The sequence below is a fragment of the Streptomyces sp. NPDC058291 genome, from assembly GCF_042880855.1.
GTDB lineage: Bacteria > Actinomycetota > Actinomycetes > Streptomycetales > Streptomycetaceae > Streptomyces.
The window spans coordinates 1-14280 of the sequence record NZ_JBHVYK010000031.1 but is presented as its reverse complement, the minus strand read 5'-3'; the positions used below and the strand labels follow the sequence as shown (position 1 = coordinate 14280).

The window sequence follows — 14280 nt, the reverse complement described above, 5'->3', positions numbered from 1 at the left end:
TGCCGAAAGGGCACCTTCACAGGGGGGCGTATGCCGATGATCGTCGGCGTCGTTGCGGGGGTGGCGGCTGTCGCCGTCCTCGTTCTGGTCGGACTGTTCAAGATGATGTGGCGGGTCGCCGAGCCCAACGAGGCGCTCGTCATCTCCGGCTCCAACCACCGCACCGAGGGCCTGGAGGCGGGGATGGGCTTCCGCATCGTCACCGGGCGCGGCACGCTGGTGATGCCCGGGGTCCAGGTGGTGCGCAAGCTGTCGCTGGATCTGAACGAGACCGAGCTGCAGGTGGACTGCGTGACGCACCAGGGCATTCCGCTGAAGGTGCGGGGCGTGGTCATCTTCAAGGTGGGTGACGACTTCGTGTCGATCGCCAACGCCGCCCGGCGCTTCCTCGATCAGCAGAAGCTGATGTCGGAGCGGGTGCACAACGTCTTCGCCGGCCATCTGCGGTCCATCGTGGGCGGGTTGACCGTGGAGGACATGATCCGCGACCGGGAGAAGCTCACCGGGCAGACCCGTGCCGCCTGCGGCACGGAGATGGAGAAGCTGGGCCTGATCGTGGACTCGCTGCAGATCCACGAGATCGAGGACCCGACCGGGTACATCCAGAACCTGGCGATGCCGCACGCGGCGGCCGTGCAACGGGACGCGCGCATCGCGCAGGCGGAGGCGAACCGGCTCGCCACGGAGGCGGAGCAGGCCTCGTTCGCGCGGATGGCGGAGGCCACCCGGGACAGCGAGATCCTGCAGGCCGGCTACCAGGCCGAGCGGGACAAGGCGGGCGCCAAGTCCCGTCAGGCGGGCCCGCTCGCCGACGCCGCCGCCCGGCAGGAGGTCGTCGTCCAGGAGACGCGGGTCGCCGAGCTGGAGGCGCACCGCCGGGAGCAGCAGCTCCAGGCGGACGTGCGCAAGCCCGCGGACGCCAAGGCGTACGAGAAGCGCACGCTGGCCGAGGCCGAGCGCGACGTCCGGATCTCGGCGGCCCAGGCCAAGGCGAAGGAGACGGAGCTCGCGGCGGCCGCCGAGGCGACCCGGGTCAAGCAGGCGGCCGGCGCCGAGGCCGAGGCGACCAAGACCCGGGGTGCGGCCACCGCGGCCGCGACCCGGGCCACCGGTGAGGCCGAGGCGGCCGCCGCCCAGGCCCGGGGTCTGGCGGCGGCGGAGGCGACCAAGGCGCAGGGGCTCGCGGAGGCCACGGCCATCAAGGCCCGGGCCGCCGCCCTCGCCGAGAACCAGGAGGCGGTCGTCGCCCAGCAACTCGCCGAGAACTGGCCGGAGATCGTGCGGGCGGGCGCGTCCGCCTTCGGCAACGTCGACAACATGGTGCTGCTCAACGGCGCGGACGGCATGGCCGAGGTGTTCGCCAAGGCGCTCACCATGGGCGGCACGGGGCTCGGTCTGGCCCGTCAGCTGCTCGCCTCGATGAACCACAACGGACAGGCTCCGGGCGGGACTTCGCCCCTGAACGGGGTCGTGAACCCGCCGTCGCAGAAGGTGCCGGTCGAGGAGGGGTGAGCCGCCCGCCCGGCCACGGGTCAGGACGGGCGTGAGACCACGCCGGTGGAGCGCGTCGCGGGGGCGGCCCTTAGGGTGCCCCCGTGACCGCGTTTACCGATGCAGACGTCCCGGGCCGTTCCGGCCCCACCGCCACCGTCGAGGCCGACCCCCGCGAGGTCGGCCGGGTGCGCACCGAGTACTCCCCCGCCCACGACGGCGACCCCGACCCCGGTGAGATCGTCTGGACCTGGGTGCCCTTCGAGGAGAACGACGGCCGGGGCAAGGACCGCCCGGTGCTGGTCGTCGCGCGGGAGGCGGGCGGGACCTTCCTCGCCGTGCAGCTGTCGAGCAAGCGGCACGACGGCGACCGTGAGTGGGTGCCGATCGGCGACGGGCCCTGGGACCGGTCCGGACGGGACTCCTGGGTGGACGTCGACCGCGTCCTCAGGCTGCACGAGGGGGGCATGCGCCGGGAGGCCTGCGCGCTGGACCGCATGCGGTTCGATCTGGTCCGGCGCCGCCTTCACGAGCGCTACGGCTGGACCTGAGCGCTCTCGCGGACCCACCCTTCGAAGGGGTGTGCGAAACGCTTCTCGAACGCTGCCAGGACCGTCCGCCCCGGCGTCCGGTCCAGCACGCCGAACACCACGTGTTCGAACGTCCGCCCGAACCGCCCGCCGGGCCCGAGGAGCGCCCGGAACGCCTCCGCCACCTGCGCGGGGTCGTTGCGGAACACCCCGCAGCCCCAGGCGCCCAGCACCAGGCGCCGGTACCCGTGCGCGGCGGCCGCCTCCAGGACCCGCTCGGCGCGGACGGCCAGCGCGCGCGGCAGCTCGGACGCCCGCTCCGGCGCCGTGCGCAGCACCACGCCCGCGTTCGGCGCGGCGGCCGTCAGGAAGCCGGCCCGGTACGGCTCGTCCAGCAGACGGCCCCGGTCGTCGCGGAAGACGGGCACGGCCGGTGAGTGGATGACGCGGTCGGTGTAGAACGCGTCGCGGTGGGCGCGGTGGTGGTCGTAGAACTCACGGGCCGCGAGCAGGCAGGCGTGCAGGGCGGAGGCCCGGCACAGGGCCTCCTCCTGCGCCTGGGCGCCGTTGAGGTAGCCGCCGCCGGGGTTGCGGGCGGACGCGAAGTTCAGGACGGCGACCGGAGCGCCGGCGAGTCGGCGGGCCGCCTCCAGGCTGCTCTCCCCGGTGACCTCGACCAGCGTGTCCGCCGACGCGGCCGCGGGGATGTCGACAGGTCCCGGCCCCAGCATCCGGGTGCCCTCCCGGGCCGCCGCGATCGCCGCGGTGAGGGCCACCTCGCGTCCGTCGGACGCGCGATAGCGGCCCGCCACGACGATCTCCTCCGTCTCCCGCGCGATCCCGCGCAGCCGCGCGCTCATGGCGCCACCCCCGTGGACCCCATGGTCGCGTGCGGCCCGGTGCCGCGTGCCCCGTCCGTCTCCCCCGTAGTGCTCACCCACGCATCGTGAGCGATTCTGGACACCGTGGGCAACAGGGTTTTCCGGTGCCGGGAGCACGCGACGCATACGCCCGGCGCGATCGGGAAACAGGGCGCAGCCGGCCGGAAGCGGTCGGAAACCGACGGCGGACCGGAAGGGAATCGCACGAAATCCGAGATCCACGGTCCGTTACGTCCCGTTCTGCACCCTTGTGCGGATCGGATCGAGGGTCTTGGGTGGAACGAGCTCTACCGGTCCGGCCGCACCGAGGACGGACCGGTGGCATGGTGGAATCTCAGGAGGATCCCGACATGTCCGACTCGGTCAGCGACTGTACCGACGAAGCGGAGCCCCGCACCGCCCTCACCGAAGCCGAGGTGGAGGCGCTGGTCAAGGGAATCTGTTTCAAGACCGGCCCGCCCCGCACCGTCGGGGTGGAGCTGGAATGGCTCGTCCACGAGCTGCGCTCGCCGCGGCTCCCCGTCACACCAGAACGGCTCGACACCGCTTACGCCGCACTGCGGACCGTGCCGCTGAGCTCTCCGCTCACCGTCGAACCCGGCGGCCAGCTGGAGCTGAGCTCGCCGCCGGCCGCCTCTTTGACGGAGTGCGTGCGCACCGTCTCCGCCGATCTCGCCGCCGTCCGCGCGGTGCTGAACGAGCAGGGCCTCGCTCTCGTCGGCCTCGGCACGGATCCCTGGCGCACACCGCCCCGCTTCCTGCACGAACCCCGCTACGACGCGATGGAGGCCTGCCTCGACCGCACGGGCCCGGCCGGCCGCGCCATGATGTGCGCCTCGGCCTCCGTGCAGGTGTGCCTCGACGCCGGCCACGAGGAGCCCGGGCCGCTGGGGCTCGGGCGGCGCTGGTGGCTGTCGCACACGCTGGGCGCGGTGCTGCTCGCGGCCTTCGCCAACTCCCCGCTCCTCGACGGAGCGCCCACCGGCTGGCGCTCCACCCGGCAGCTGCTGTGGATGGAGATCGGCGCCGGCCGCGCGGGCGGGCCCGCCCTGGAGGGCGATCCGCGCGCCGCCTGGGCCCGGCACGTCCTGAACTCCCCGGTCATGTGCGTGCGGCGCGACACCGGCCCGTGGGACGTGCCCGACCGGCTCACGTTCCGGGAGTGGACCCGGACGGGAGCCCCCACCCGGGAGGACCTCGACTACCACATCAGCACGCTGTTCCCGCCGGTCAGACCACGCGGCCACCTGGAACTGCGCATGATCGACGCCCAGCCCGGCGACGACGGCTGGATCGTCCCGCTCGCGGTGACGACGGCGCTGTTCGAGGACCCCGAGGCGGCCGAGATCGCCTACCGCACGGTGAAACCGCTCGCCGAGCGGGCCCAGCCGCTGCCCGCCCCGCACAACCCGCTGTGGACCGACGCCGCCCGGCACGGGCTGGCCGACCCCGAACTGCACGAGACCGCCGTCGCCTGCTTCACCGCCGCCCTGCGCGCGCTGCCGCGGCTCGGCGCCGACGACGACGTCATGGCCGCCGTGGCGGACTACCTCGACCGCTACGTCCGCCCGGGCCGCACTCCGGCCGACGACCAGCTCGACCGCCTGCGGGCCGCCCACGGCCTCGCGAACGGGAAGGACCTCCGCTCATGACCGAGCCCGCCCTGGACACCGAGCCCGCGTCGAGCGCCGGGCCCGCACCGGACGCGGAGACCCTGCGCGCGCGGGTGCTGGCCTCGCTCACCACGGCCCGCGAACGCACCACGCTGCTGACCAGCTGCGTCGAGGAGCCCGACCTCACCGCCCAGCACTCCCCGCTGATGTCGCCGCTGGTGTGGGACCTCGCGCACATCGGCAACCAGGAGGAACTGTGGCTGCTGCGCGCCGTGGCCGGCCGCGAGGCCATGCGCCCCGAGATCGACGGCCTCTACGACGCCTTCGAGCACTCGCGCGCCGAACGGCCCACCCTGCCGCTGCTGCCGCCGGCCGAGGCCCGCCGGTACGCCGCGGAGGTGCGCGGCCGGGTGCTGGACCTGCTGGAGTCGGCCGACTTCCACGGCGCCCGGCTGACCGAGGCCGGCTTCGCCTTCGGGATGATCGCGCAGCACGAACAGCAGCACGACGAGACCATGCTGATCACCCATCAGCTGCGCACCGGTCCACAGGCGCTCACCGCGCCCGACCCGGACCCGACGCCGCTGTCCACCGGGCCCGCCGAAGTCCTCGTGCCCGGCGGCCCGTTCACGATGGGCGCCGCCGGCGAACCCTGGGCGCTGGACAACGAACGGCCCGCGCACCGGCGTGAGGTCGCGCCCTTCCACATCGACACCGCCCCGGTGACGAACGGCGCGTACCAGGCATTCATCGAGGACGGCGGGTACGACCAGGAGCGCTGGTGGACGAAGGAGGGCTGGGCGCACATCCGCGAGCACGGCATCCACGCGCCGCTGTTCTGGCGGCGCGACGGCGGGACATGGCTGCGCCGGCGCTTCGGGGTCACCGAGGTCGTGCCGCCCGAGGAGCCGGTGCTCCACGTGTGCTGGTACGAGGCCGACGCCTACGCCCGCTGGGCCGGACGCCGGCTGCCCACCGAGGCCGAGTGGGAGAAGGCCGCCCGCTTCGACCCCGCCACCGGCGGCTCGACCCGCTACCCCTGGGGCGACGCCGATCCGGGACCCGAGCACGCCAACCTGGGACAGCGGCATCTGCGCCCGGCTCCCGCGGGCAGCTACCCGGCCGGCGCGTCGCCGCTCGGCGTGCGGCAGCTGATCGGGGACGTCTGGGAGTGGACGTCCAGCGACTTCCTTCCGTACCCAGGCTTCCAGGCGTTCCCGTACAAGGAGTACTCGGAGGTGTTCTTCGGCCCCGAGTACAAGGTGCTGCGCGGCGGTTCGTTCGCGGTGGACCCGGTGGCCTGCCGGGGCACCTTCCGCAACTGGGACTACCCGATACGGCGGCAGATCTTCTCCGGGTTCCGCACGGCCCGCCCGGAGTCCGTCTGATGTGCCGTCACCTCGCCTATCTGGGGCCAGGGGAGCCGCTGGGCCGGCTCCTCGTGGAGCCCCCGCACGCCCTGTACCGCCAGTCGTGGGCGCCCCGCCGGCAGCGGTACGGGACGGTCAACGCCGACGGCTTCGGGGTGGGCTGGTACGCCGACGGCGATCCCGCGCCGGCGCGCTACCGCAGGGCCGGGCCGATCTGGGCGGACCTCTCCTTCGCCGACCTGGCGCGCGTGGTGCGCAGCCGGGCGCTGCTGGCCGCCGTTCGGGACGCCACCCTGGCCGGCGCCGACGCCGAGGCCGCCGCCGCGCCGTACGCGGACGGCCGGCTGCTGTTCAGCCACAACGGGGCGGTGGCCGGATGGCCGCGCTCCCTGGAGCCGCTCGTCGGCGCCCTGCCCGCCGCCGAGCTGCTGTCCATGGAGGCCCGCAACGACTCCGCGTTCGTGTGGGCGCTGGTGCTGGCCCGGCTGCGTGGCGGGGACACCGGCGGCCAGGCGCTGGCGGACACGGTCCAGGAGGTCGCCGCCGCGGCCCCCGGTTCCCGCCTGAACCTGCTCCTCACCGACGGCGACACCATCGCCGCGACGGCCTGGGGCGACACCCTGTGGCACCTGACGGAGCCCGGCCTGAGCACGGTCGTGGCCTCCGAACCGTACGACGACGATCCACGCTGGCAGGAGGTCCCGGACCGCACCCTGCTCGTGGCGAGCCGCGCCGACGTCGCGCTCACCCCGCTGAAGGACCCGAGCCCGGACGTGGCATCCGCACCACCCGAGGAGACCGGCACGTGAGCCCGTTCCAGATCACCCGCACCCTTCCCGAGGACGCCACGGAGGCCGCCCTGCGCGACGACGTCCGGCGCGGCCTCACCGCGACCCCCAAGACGCTGCCGCCGAAGTGGTTCTACGACGCGCACGGCAGCGAGCTGTTCGAGCGGATCACCGAACTGCCCGAGTACTACCCGACGCGCGCCGAGCGGGAGATCCTCGTGGACCGCGCCGGCGAGATCGCCGCGGCGGCCCGCGCCCGCACGCTCGTCGAACTCGGCTCGGGCTCCTCGGAGAAGACCCGCCACCTGATCGACGCGCTGGGCGACCTGGACACGTACGTGCCCGTCGACGTCAGCGAGAGCGCGCTCACCCAGGCCGGACGGGCGCTGATCGCCGAACGGCCCGGACTGGACGTGCACGCCCTGATCGCCGACTTCACCGCGGACCTGACGCTGCCCGACACCCCGGGGCCCCGTCTGGTCGCCTTCCTCGGCGGCACGATCGGCAATCTGCTGCCGGCCGAGCGCGCGGTGTTCCTGGCCTCGGTGCGCGCGCTGCTCGCGCCGGGCGACACGCTGCTGCTCGGCACCGACCTCGTCAAGGACGAGCGGGTGCTGGTGCCCGCGTACGACGACGCGGCCGGGGTGACCGCCGCGTTCAACAAGAACGTCCTGGCCGTGGTCAACCGTGAACTCGGCGCGGACTTCGACGCCGGCGCCTTCGACCATGTCGCGCTCTGGAACCCGCACGACGAATGGATCGAGATGCGGCTGCGCTCGCGCACGGCGCAGACGGTGAAGGTGCCCGCGCTCGGCCTCGCCGTCGACTTCGCGGCCGGCGAGGAGCTGCGCACCGAGGTGTCGGCGAAGTTCCGGGAGGAGGGAGTACGCGCGGAACTGGCTGCGGCCGGACTGGAGTTGACGCACTGGTGGACCGACCGCGCGGCGCGGTTCGCGCTGTCGTCGAGCACCGTGCGCTGACCGGGCGCCCGTCAGCAGGCCACCGTCAGGGCCTGGGTGACGCGGCGTGAGGCGCGGCGCGCCTCGGTCGCCGGGTCGGAGCCGGTGAGCACCGCCGAGCCACTCCAGCCGCCGGTAGAAGTCCATGCCGCGCAGGGCGCCCGGCGGGTCGAGGGCGCCCTGCCGGCGGCCGCCGTCCTCCGTGGCGAGGTCGCCGCCCTCGTCCCAGACGAGACGGCCCCGTCGCGGCCGACGAGGAACACCCGCCCCAGGCCGGGGTGTTCGCCGGGGGCGAGGTGGCGCAGATCGTGGCCGTGCCCGGACTCGCCCGCGCCGTCCTGGAACAGAACCCCGCCCTGCGGGACAAGCTAGCTTCTCGGTGGCGGCCGCCACTCGGCGCGGGTACGGGGCGGGGCGGTGACGCCGGCCTGCGCGAAGAGGTCCTTGCGGTAGATCACCACCCGGTTGGCGCCGTACTCCGCCACGCAGAACCGGACCCCCGTGCGACCTCGCCTCCTCGCCGCCCTCGCGTGCGTGTCCGCCTCTCTTCTGACCGCCTGCGGGGCACTCCCGGGCGAGTGGCCAGCAGGTGGTCAGAGACCAATGCGAGGGGTCAAGGGGGACCGCGGGATCGGGCCGGCCGGGCCCGACGTCTCGCGCTCCGCCGCAGCTTGGGGCACGGTGGAGTGACGTGTGACACATGTGACGACGCCGTCACGGTCGAGAGGAGCACCTGATGTCGAACCACACCTACCGGGTCACGGAGATCGTCGGCACCTCGCCCGACGGCGTGGACGCGGCCGTCCGCAACGGCCTCGCCCGCGCCTCGCAGACCTTGCGCAACCTGGACTGGTTCGAGGTCACCCAGGTGCGCGGCCAGCTGGAGAACGGCGACATCGCGCACTGGCAGGTGGGCCTGAAGGTCGGCTTCCGCCTCGACGACTCCGAGTGAGACGGGGCCTGCGCACGCACCGCGGGATCCGCCGGGCGACGGGACCTCGGGCCCGGCCGGGCCTCAGGTGCGGCCCTCCCCCTCCTGGGCCTGCCTCAGCGCGCCCGACGGGGCGGTCCAGCGGGCCCTGACGACGCTGAACCCGGCGCGTTCGGCGTCGTCGCACACCAGCTCGTCGTCGTCCACCAGGACCCGCACGTCCCGGTCGCGGGCGAGCCGGCGCAGGACCTCCAGCTTGGTGCGGCGGGCCGGCCTGCGGTCGTCGTCGCGCCGCATGTGCAGCCGCCCCTCCGGCAGCCCCTGGGCGGCGAGCCAGGCCAGCGTGTCCCGCCGGCAGCGCTCGGGCCGGCCGGTGAGATAGACGACCTCGCACTCGTCGGCGCTCGCCAGCGCCAGCGCGATCCCCTCCGGGATCGGCGGGTCCTGCGGCGCGGCCGCGAAGAAGGCGTCCCAGTCACGCGGCCTGCGTTCCAGGAACCGCTGCCGGTGGGTCGTGTCGGCCAGGGTGTTGTCCAGATCGAACACGGCGAGGGGCCGTCGGCTGCTGTCGGTCACGGCCCCAGCCTATGCAGACGGCGGCGCCGGGCGCTCTGGCTCCCCGGCGGCGCCCACCGCTCACGCCGGATGCGGGCGGTGAGGAATCCTCAGAGCCGCCAGGCGTTGGAAACGGTATGAGTTCCGTCATCGCCTCGGCCCGCTTCTCCGTCCTCGACCGCTCCCGTGTCCGCGAGGGGCACACCGGCGCCGAGGCGTTGCGGGACACCGTGGCGCTGGCGCGGGAGGCCGAGCGCCTCGGCTACCACCGGTTCTGGGTCTCCGAACACCACGGCGTGCCGGGGGTGGCGGGCTCGGCGCCCACCGTGCTGGCCGCCGCCGTGGCCGGGGCGACGCGCCGGATCCGCGTGGGCACCGGCGGGGTGATGCTGCCCAACCACCGGCCCTTCGTCGTGGCCGAGCAGTTCGGTGTGCTGGAGTCGCTCTTCCCCGGCCGGATCGACATGGGCCTCGGCCGCTCGGTGGGCTTCACCGACGGGGTGCGCCGGGCGCTCGGCCGCGACAAGGACGACGCCGACGACTTCGCCGCCCAGTTGGAGGAGCTCCTCGGCTGGTTCCGGGACGCCTCCCCCACCCGGGTGCACGCGTATCCGGCCCGGGGCCTGAGCGTGCCGCCGTTCGTGCTGGCCATGGGCGAGGGAGCGGAGATCGCCGCGCGCGCGGGGCTGCCGATGGTCATCGGCGATCTCCGCGACCGCGAGCGGCTGCGGCGCGGCGTCGACCGCTACCGCGCCCGTTTCCGGCCCTCCGTCTGGGCGGCGGAGCCGTACGTGGTCGTCGCCGGCACGATCGCCGTCGCGCCGACGCCCGAGGCGGCGCGCCGGCTCCTGGCGCCGGAGGCCTGGTCGATGGCGTACTCCCGCACCCACGGCACCTTCCCACCGCTGCCGTCGGCCGAGCACGTCGAGTCCCGGAAGATGACCGCGAAGGAACGCGGCTTCTACGAGTCCGCTCTCGCGGGGCAGATCGCCGGTCCCGAGGAGCAGGTCGTCCACGAACTGGAGACGGTGCTGAAGGAGACGGGGGCGCAGGAGGTGCTGGTGACGACCAGCACCCACGACCGGGCGGCCCTCCTGGACTCCTACCGGCGGCTGGCCGCCATCGTGGACTTGAGCCCGGACGCGGGCTCGGACGCGGACGCGCACGCGGGCTCGGACGCGGACGCGGGCCCGGACGCGGACGCGGACTCGGACGCGGACTCGGACGCGGACTCGGGCTCGGACGCGGACTCGGACTCGGACGCGGACTCGGGCTCGGGCTCGGACTCGGCGCGGGTCGACCACGACGCCGATCCCGACGCCTGACCACTGGTGTCCGACGCCGGCCGCCGGACGCGGGACGCCTGACGCCTGACGTCCGGCGGCCGACCGTTTCCCCGGCGGGCGGCGCCGCCCGTCGCCGGGCGTCATGCTTCCCGCGACCGTAGGATTGCGGAGTTTGTCCCGCCCGCCATCGCCTCGCCCCCGCCTCCCGGGCGAGGACCCGCGACGACCTCGACGACCTCGACGACCTGTACGGAGTTCCCCATGTCGAGCCCCTGTGAGCCGCCCGGCCCGACCTCGCCCGGCCCGACCTCGTCCGACCCGCCTCGCCCGGCCCGGCCCCCTCCGCGCGGGCCGGGCACGTCTGCGTCCGCGGGGCGCGCGAGCACAACCTCCGGGACGTCGACGTGGACGTCCCGCGGGACGTGGTGGCGGTGTTCACCGGGGTGTCCGGCTCGGGCAAGTCCTCGCTCGCGTTCGGGACGATCTACGCGGAGGCGCAGCGCCGGTACTTCGAGTCCGTCGCGCCGTACGCGCGCCGGCTGATCCACCAGGTCGGCGCGCCCAAGGTCGACGAGATCACCGGGCTGCCCCCGGCGGTCTCCCTCCAGCAGCGCCGGTCGACGCCCACCTCGCGTTCGTCGGTGGGAACGGTCACGAACCTGTCGAACTCGCTGCGGATGCTGTTCTCCCGGGCCGGCGACTACCCGCCGGGCGCGGAGCGCCTCGACTCCGACGCCTTCTCCCCCAACACGGCGGCCGGGGCCTGTCCCGAGTGCCACGGGCTGGGGGAGGTCCACCGCGCCACGGAGGAGTCCCTCGTCCCGGACCCGTCGCTGTCGATCCGCGAGGGCGCGATCGCCGCCTGGCCCGGCGCCTGGCAGGGCAAGAACCTGCGCGACATCCTCGACGCGCTCGGTCACGACGTCGACGTCCCGTGGCGCGAGCTCCCGGCCGGACAGCGCGAGTGGATCCTGTTCACGGACGAGCAGCCGGTGGTGACCGTCCACCCGGTGCGGGACGCCGACCGCATCCAACGCCCCTACCAGGGCACTTACATGAGCGCCCACCGCTATGTGATGAAGACCTTCGCCGACTCCCGGAGCGCGACCCTGCGGGCCAGGGCGGAGCGGTTCCTGACGTCCGCGCCCTGTCCGGCGTGCGGCGGCGGCAGACTGCGGCCGGAGGCCCTCGCCGTGACCTTCGCGGGCCGGACGATCGCACAACTGGCCGCGCTGCCGCTGGCGGACCTCGTCGGGCTCCTCGACGGCAGGTCCGAGGCGGCGCGGGTGCTCACCGAGGATCTCAGGTCCCGCATCGCACCCGTCGTCGAACTCGGCCTGGGCTACCTCGCCCTGGACCGCGCCGCCCCCACCCTGTCCGCGGGCGAGCTGCAGCGGCTGCGGCTCGCCACCCAACTGCGTTCCGGGCTGTTCGGTGTGGTGTACGTGCTCGACGAGCCGTCGGCCGGTCTGCACCCGGCGGACACCCGGGCGCTGCTCGCCGTGTTGCGGCGGCTGAGGGCGGCGGGCAACTCGGTGTTCGTGGTGGAGCACCAGCTCGACGTGATGAGGGCCGCCGACTGGCTGGTGGACGTGGGTCCGCGGGCCGGCGAGCACGGCGGGCGGGTGCTGCACAGCGGTCCGGTGGCCGACCTGGCGTCCGTCGAGGAGTCGGCGACGGCACGTCACCTGTTCGGCCGTTCTCCGGCGCCCGTACGCGAAGTCCGTTCGCCGCGTGGGTGGTTGGAGGTCGGTCCGGTGACCCGGCACAACCTGCGCGGGGTGACGGCCCGCTTTCCGCTGGGCGTGTTCACGGCGGTGACCGGCGTCTCCGGGTCGGGGAAGTCGACGCTCGTCGGAGAGATCACCGAAGAGCTGCCCGGCGTGGGCCGGCTGGTCTCGGTCGACCAGAAGCCGATCGGGCGCACCCCGCGCTCCAACCTGGCCACCTACACAGGCCTGTTCGACGTCGTGCGCAAGGTGTTCGCGGCCACGGGCGCGGCGCGGGCCAGGGGCTACGGCGCGGGCCGGTTCTCCTTCAACGTGGCGGGAGGGCGCTGCGAGACCTGCCAGGGCGAGGGCTTCGTGAGCGTCGAGCTCCTCTTCCTGCCGAGCACGTACGCGCCGTGCCCGGACTGCGGCGGGGCCCGCTACAACCCGGCGACCCTCGAAGTGGCGTACCGGGACCGCAACATCGCGCAGGTACTGGACCTGACCGTGGAGGCGGCGGCGGACTTCTTCGCCGACACCCCGGCCGTCTCCCGCAGCCTGGCCGCCCTCCTGGACGTCGGCCTGGGGTATCTGCGCCTCGGCCAGCCGGCGACGGAGCTGTCCGGCGGCGAGGCGCAGCGCATCAAGCTGGCGACCGAGCTGCAGCGGGGCGGGCGCGGCCGCACGCTCCACCTCCTCGACGAACCGACGACCGGACTGCACCCGGCCGACGTCGAGGTGCTGATGCGCTTGCTGCACGCGCTGGTCGACGCCGGGAACACCGTCGTCGTCGTCGAGCACGACATGACGGTGGTGGCGGGCGCGGACTGGGTGATCGATCTCGGGCCCGGCGGGGGCGACGCGGGCGGACGCGTCGTGGCGACGGGAACGCCCGTCGAGGCGGCGGGGGCGCACGAGAGCGCCACAGCGCCCTATCTGGCCCGGGCGCTCGCGCGGCGCGGCTGACCGCGCTGCTCCCGCCAGGCACGATAGTGGTCCACCACTGTCTCCTCGATCGGACGGTAGACGAGGCCCAGTTCCTCGGTGCTTCTGCGGTTGTCGACCGGGAAGCGGATGCCGAGGTGCTTGCGGATGTAGTCCTGGGAGAGGCCGAAGGCGGGGCCGAGGACGCGCACCGGCCAGTGCGGGAGGGCGGTGCGGGGAAGCCTGCGGTCTCCCGGATGACGTCCGCGCAGGATCGTCGCCATCCGGTGGAAGGACGTCATCTCCCGGGCGGCGACGATGTACCGGCCGTGCGCCTCGGGGCGTTCGGCGGCCGCCACGTGGGCCGCCGCCACGTCCCGCACGTCGGCCGTGGTGAAGCTGAAGTCGGGGGCGCCGTAGAAGAAGTAGCCCTTGAACAGCTCGTCCAGCAGGAACAGGCTGCCCGAGTCCGAGGCGGGGGTGAGGGAGGGGCCCAGGATGAGACCGGGGTTGACGGAGACCATGCGCCAGCGGTCCTGGGCGGCCTCGGCCTCCCAGGCCGCCTTCTCGGCGACGGTCTTGGCGTAGTGGTACGGGTTGTTCTCCACCGTGCTGGTGGTGTTGAAGTACTTCTCCGACAGGGTCTGTCCGTCCATCTCCCGTACGTCGACGTAGTCGCCGAAGATCGCGCCGACCGTGGACGTGAAGACGAGCCGCTCGACCGTGGGGGTGCGGTTCACCGCCCCCACGACGTTGAGCGTGCCCCGCAGCGCCGGTTCCACGACGTCGCGCCGGCCGTCCTTGATCTTCTCCGGCATCAGGAACGGCGAGGCCACGTGGAAGACCACCGCGCAGCCCTTCGTCGCCTCGTCGAAGGAGCCGTCGGCCAGCAGGTCCGCCGGGAACAGGTCGAGACGGCCGGGATGGGCTTCCTGCAGAGCGTGCAGCGGCCGGAGCTTCACGGAGTTCGTCGTGGCGCGCACGGTGGTGTGCACGCGGTGGCCGCGTTCCAGGAGCTGCCGTACGAGGTGGGCGGCCACGAAGCCGCTGCCTCCCGTCACGAGAACCGTTCGGCCGGCCGGGTCTCCGCTCACGCGCGCTCCCTTCGATGGTCGGGACACGTCATGATCCCACCCCGGGCGGCCGAACAGACCCTGACAGCAAGGAAATTCGGCCGGCCGGTCAGCGATCTCGCGCTCGCAGGCCGCCGTCGGCGCCGGCCGCCTGCCGAAGTTCCCCGTAC

At 73.9% G+C, this 14280-nt stretch carries 11 protein-coding genes and 2 pseudogenes; 9 read left to right on the top strand and 4 right to left on the bottom strand.

All coding sequences use genetic code 11. From position 1 onward, the window contains the following. Positions 1–30: 30 nt before the first annotated feature. Together ACFVYK_RS17820 and ACFVYK_RS17815 are read left to right on the top strand one after the other, a co-directional pair. On the top strand, positions 31–1512 hold the full coding sequence (locus tag ACFVYK_RS17820) for an SPFH domain-containing protein (protein WP_389774586.1): 1482 nt from the start codon (positions 31–33) through the stop codon (positions 1510–1512). Between the two features lie 83 nt (positions 1513–1595). Further along, positions 1596–2042 (top strand): type II toxin-antitoxin system PemK/MazF family toxin, encoded by a 447-nt coding sequence (locus ACFVYK_RS17815; protein ID WP_389774583.1) that lies wholly within the window; start codon positions 1596–1598, stop codon positions 2040–2042. Here the strand turns inward: ACFVYK_RS17815 and ACFVYK_RS17810 are convergent. Continuing rightward, entirely contained in the window at positions 2027–2881 is an 855-nt protein-coding gene (locus ACFVYK_RS17810; RefSeq protein ID WP_389774581.1) for a TIGR02452 family protein, read from the bottom strand. The genes ACFVYK_RS17815 and ACFVYK_RS17810 overlap by 16 nt on opposite strands. A 371-nt stretch (positions 2882–3252) precedes the next feature. Here ACFVYK_RS17810 and egtA point away from each other — a divergent pair, with 371 nt between their 5' ends. Genes egtA through egtD form a run of 4 tightly spaced genes read left to right on the top strand, consistent with a single transcriptional unit; the run spans position 3253 to position 7653 of the window. Further along, positions 3253–4554, top strand: a complete 1302-nt coding sequence (gene egtA / locus ACFVYK_RS17805) for an ergothioneine biosynthesis glutamate--cysteine ligase EgtA (protein WP_389774578.1) — start codon at positions 3253–3255, stop codon at positions 4552–4554. Continuing rightward, positions 4551–5903, top strand: a complete 1353-nt coding sequence (gene egtB, locus ACFVYK_RS17800; RefSeq protein WP_389774575.1) for an ergothioneine biosynthesis protein EgtB — start codon at positions 4551–4553, stop codon at positions 5901–5903. The genes egtA and egtB overlap by 4 nt, the downstream gene beginning before the upstream one ends. Beyond that, positions 5903–6694 carry an ergothioneine biosynthesis protein EgtC gene (gene egtC, locus ACFVYK_RS17795; RefSeq protein WP_389774572.1) on the top strand — a complete coding sequence of 264 codons (792 nt, stop codon included), beginning with the start codon at positions 5903–5905 and terminating at the stop codon, positions 6692–6694. Before egtB ends, egtC begins: the two co-directional genes overlap by 1 nt. Next, the gene (egtD, locus tag ACFVYK_RS17790; RefSeq protein ID WP_389774571.1) at positions 6691–7653 is read left to right on the top strand and encodes an L-histidine N(alpha)-methyltransferase; all 963 of its coding nucleotides are present in this window, start codon (positions 6691–6693) and stop codon (positions 7651–7653) included. The genes egtC and egtD overlap by 4 nt, the downstream gene beginning before the upstream one ends. A 93-nt stretch (positions 7654–7746) precedes the next feature. Here the strand turns inward: egtD and ACFVYK_RS17785 are convergent. Next, a pseudogene (locus ACFVYK_RS17785) lies at positions 7747–8108 on the bottom strand (hypothetical protein); the annotation flags it as partial. A 260-nt stretch (positions 8109–8368) separates the two neighbouring features. Between ACFVYK_RS17785 and ACFVYK_RS17780 the strand changes: the two are divergent. Further along, entirely contained in the window at positions 8369–8584 is a 216-nt protein-coding gene (locus ACFVYK_RS17780; protein WP_389774568.1) for a dodecin, read from the top strand. A 63-nt stretch (positions 8585–8647) separates the two neighbouring features. Here the strand turns inward: ACFVYK_RS17780 and ACFVYK_RS17775 are convergent, their stop codons facing one another. Then, positions 8648–9139, bottom strand: coding sequence for a hypothetical protein (locus tag ACFVYK_RS17775; protein ID WP_389774566.1), 492 nt, complete (start codon positions 9137–9139; stop codon positions 8648–8650). Positions 9140–9255: 116 nt separating this feature from the next. Between ACFVYK_RS17775 and ACFVYK_RS17770 the strand changes: the two are divergent. Together ACFVYK_RS17770 and ACFVYK_RS17765 are read left to right on the top strand one after the other, a co-directional pair. Continuing rightward, a pseudogene (locus tag ACFVYK_RS17770) lies at positions 9256–10245 on the top strand (LLM class flavin-dependent oxidoreductase); the annotation flags it as partial. A 563-nt stretch (positions 10246–10808) separates the two neighbouring features. Next, positions 10809–13079 carry an ATP-binding cassette domain-containing protein gene (locus tag ACFVYK_RS17765; RefSeq protein WP_389774563.1) on the top strand — a complete coding sequence of 757 codons (2271 nt, stop codon included), beginning with the start codon at positions 10809–10811 and terminating at the stop codon, positions 13077–13079. On the opposite strand, the gene ACFVYK_RS17760 is transcribed toward ACFVYK_RS17765, so the two are convergent. After that, positions 13046–14131 (bottom strand): NAD-dependent epimerase/dehydratase family protein, encoded by a 1086-nt coding sequence (locus ACFVYK_RS17760; protein ID WP_389774560.1) that lies wholly within the window; start codon positions 14129–14131, stop codon positions 13046–13048. The genes ACFVYK_RS17765 and ACFVYK_RS17760 overlap by 34 nt on opposite strands. Positions 14132–14280: the final 149 nt, after the last annotated feature.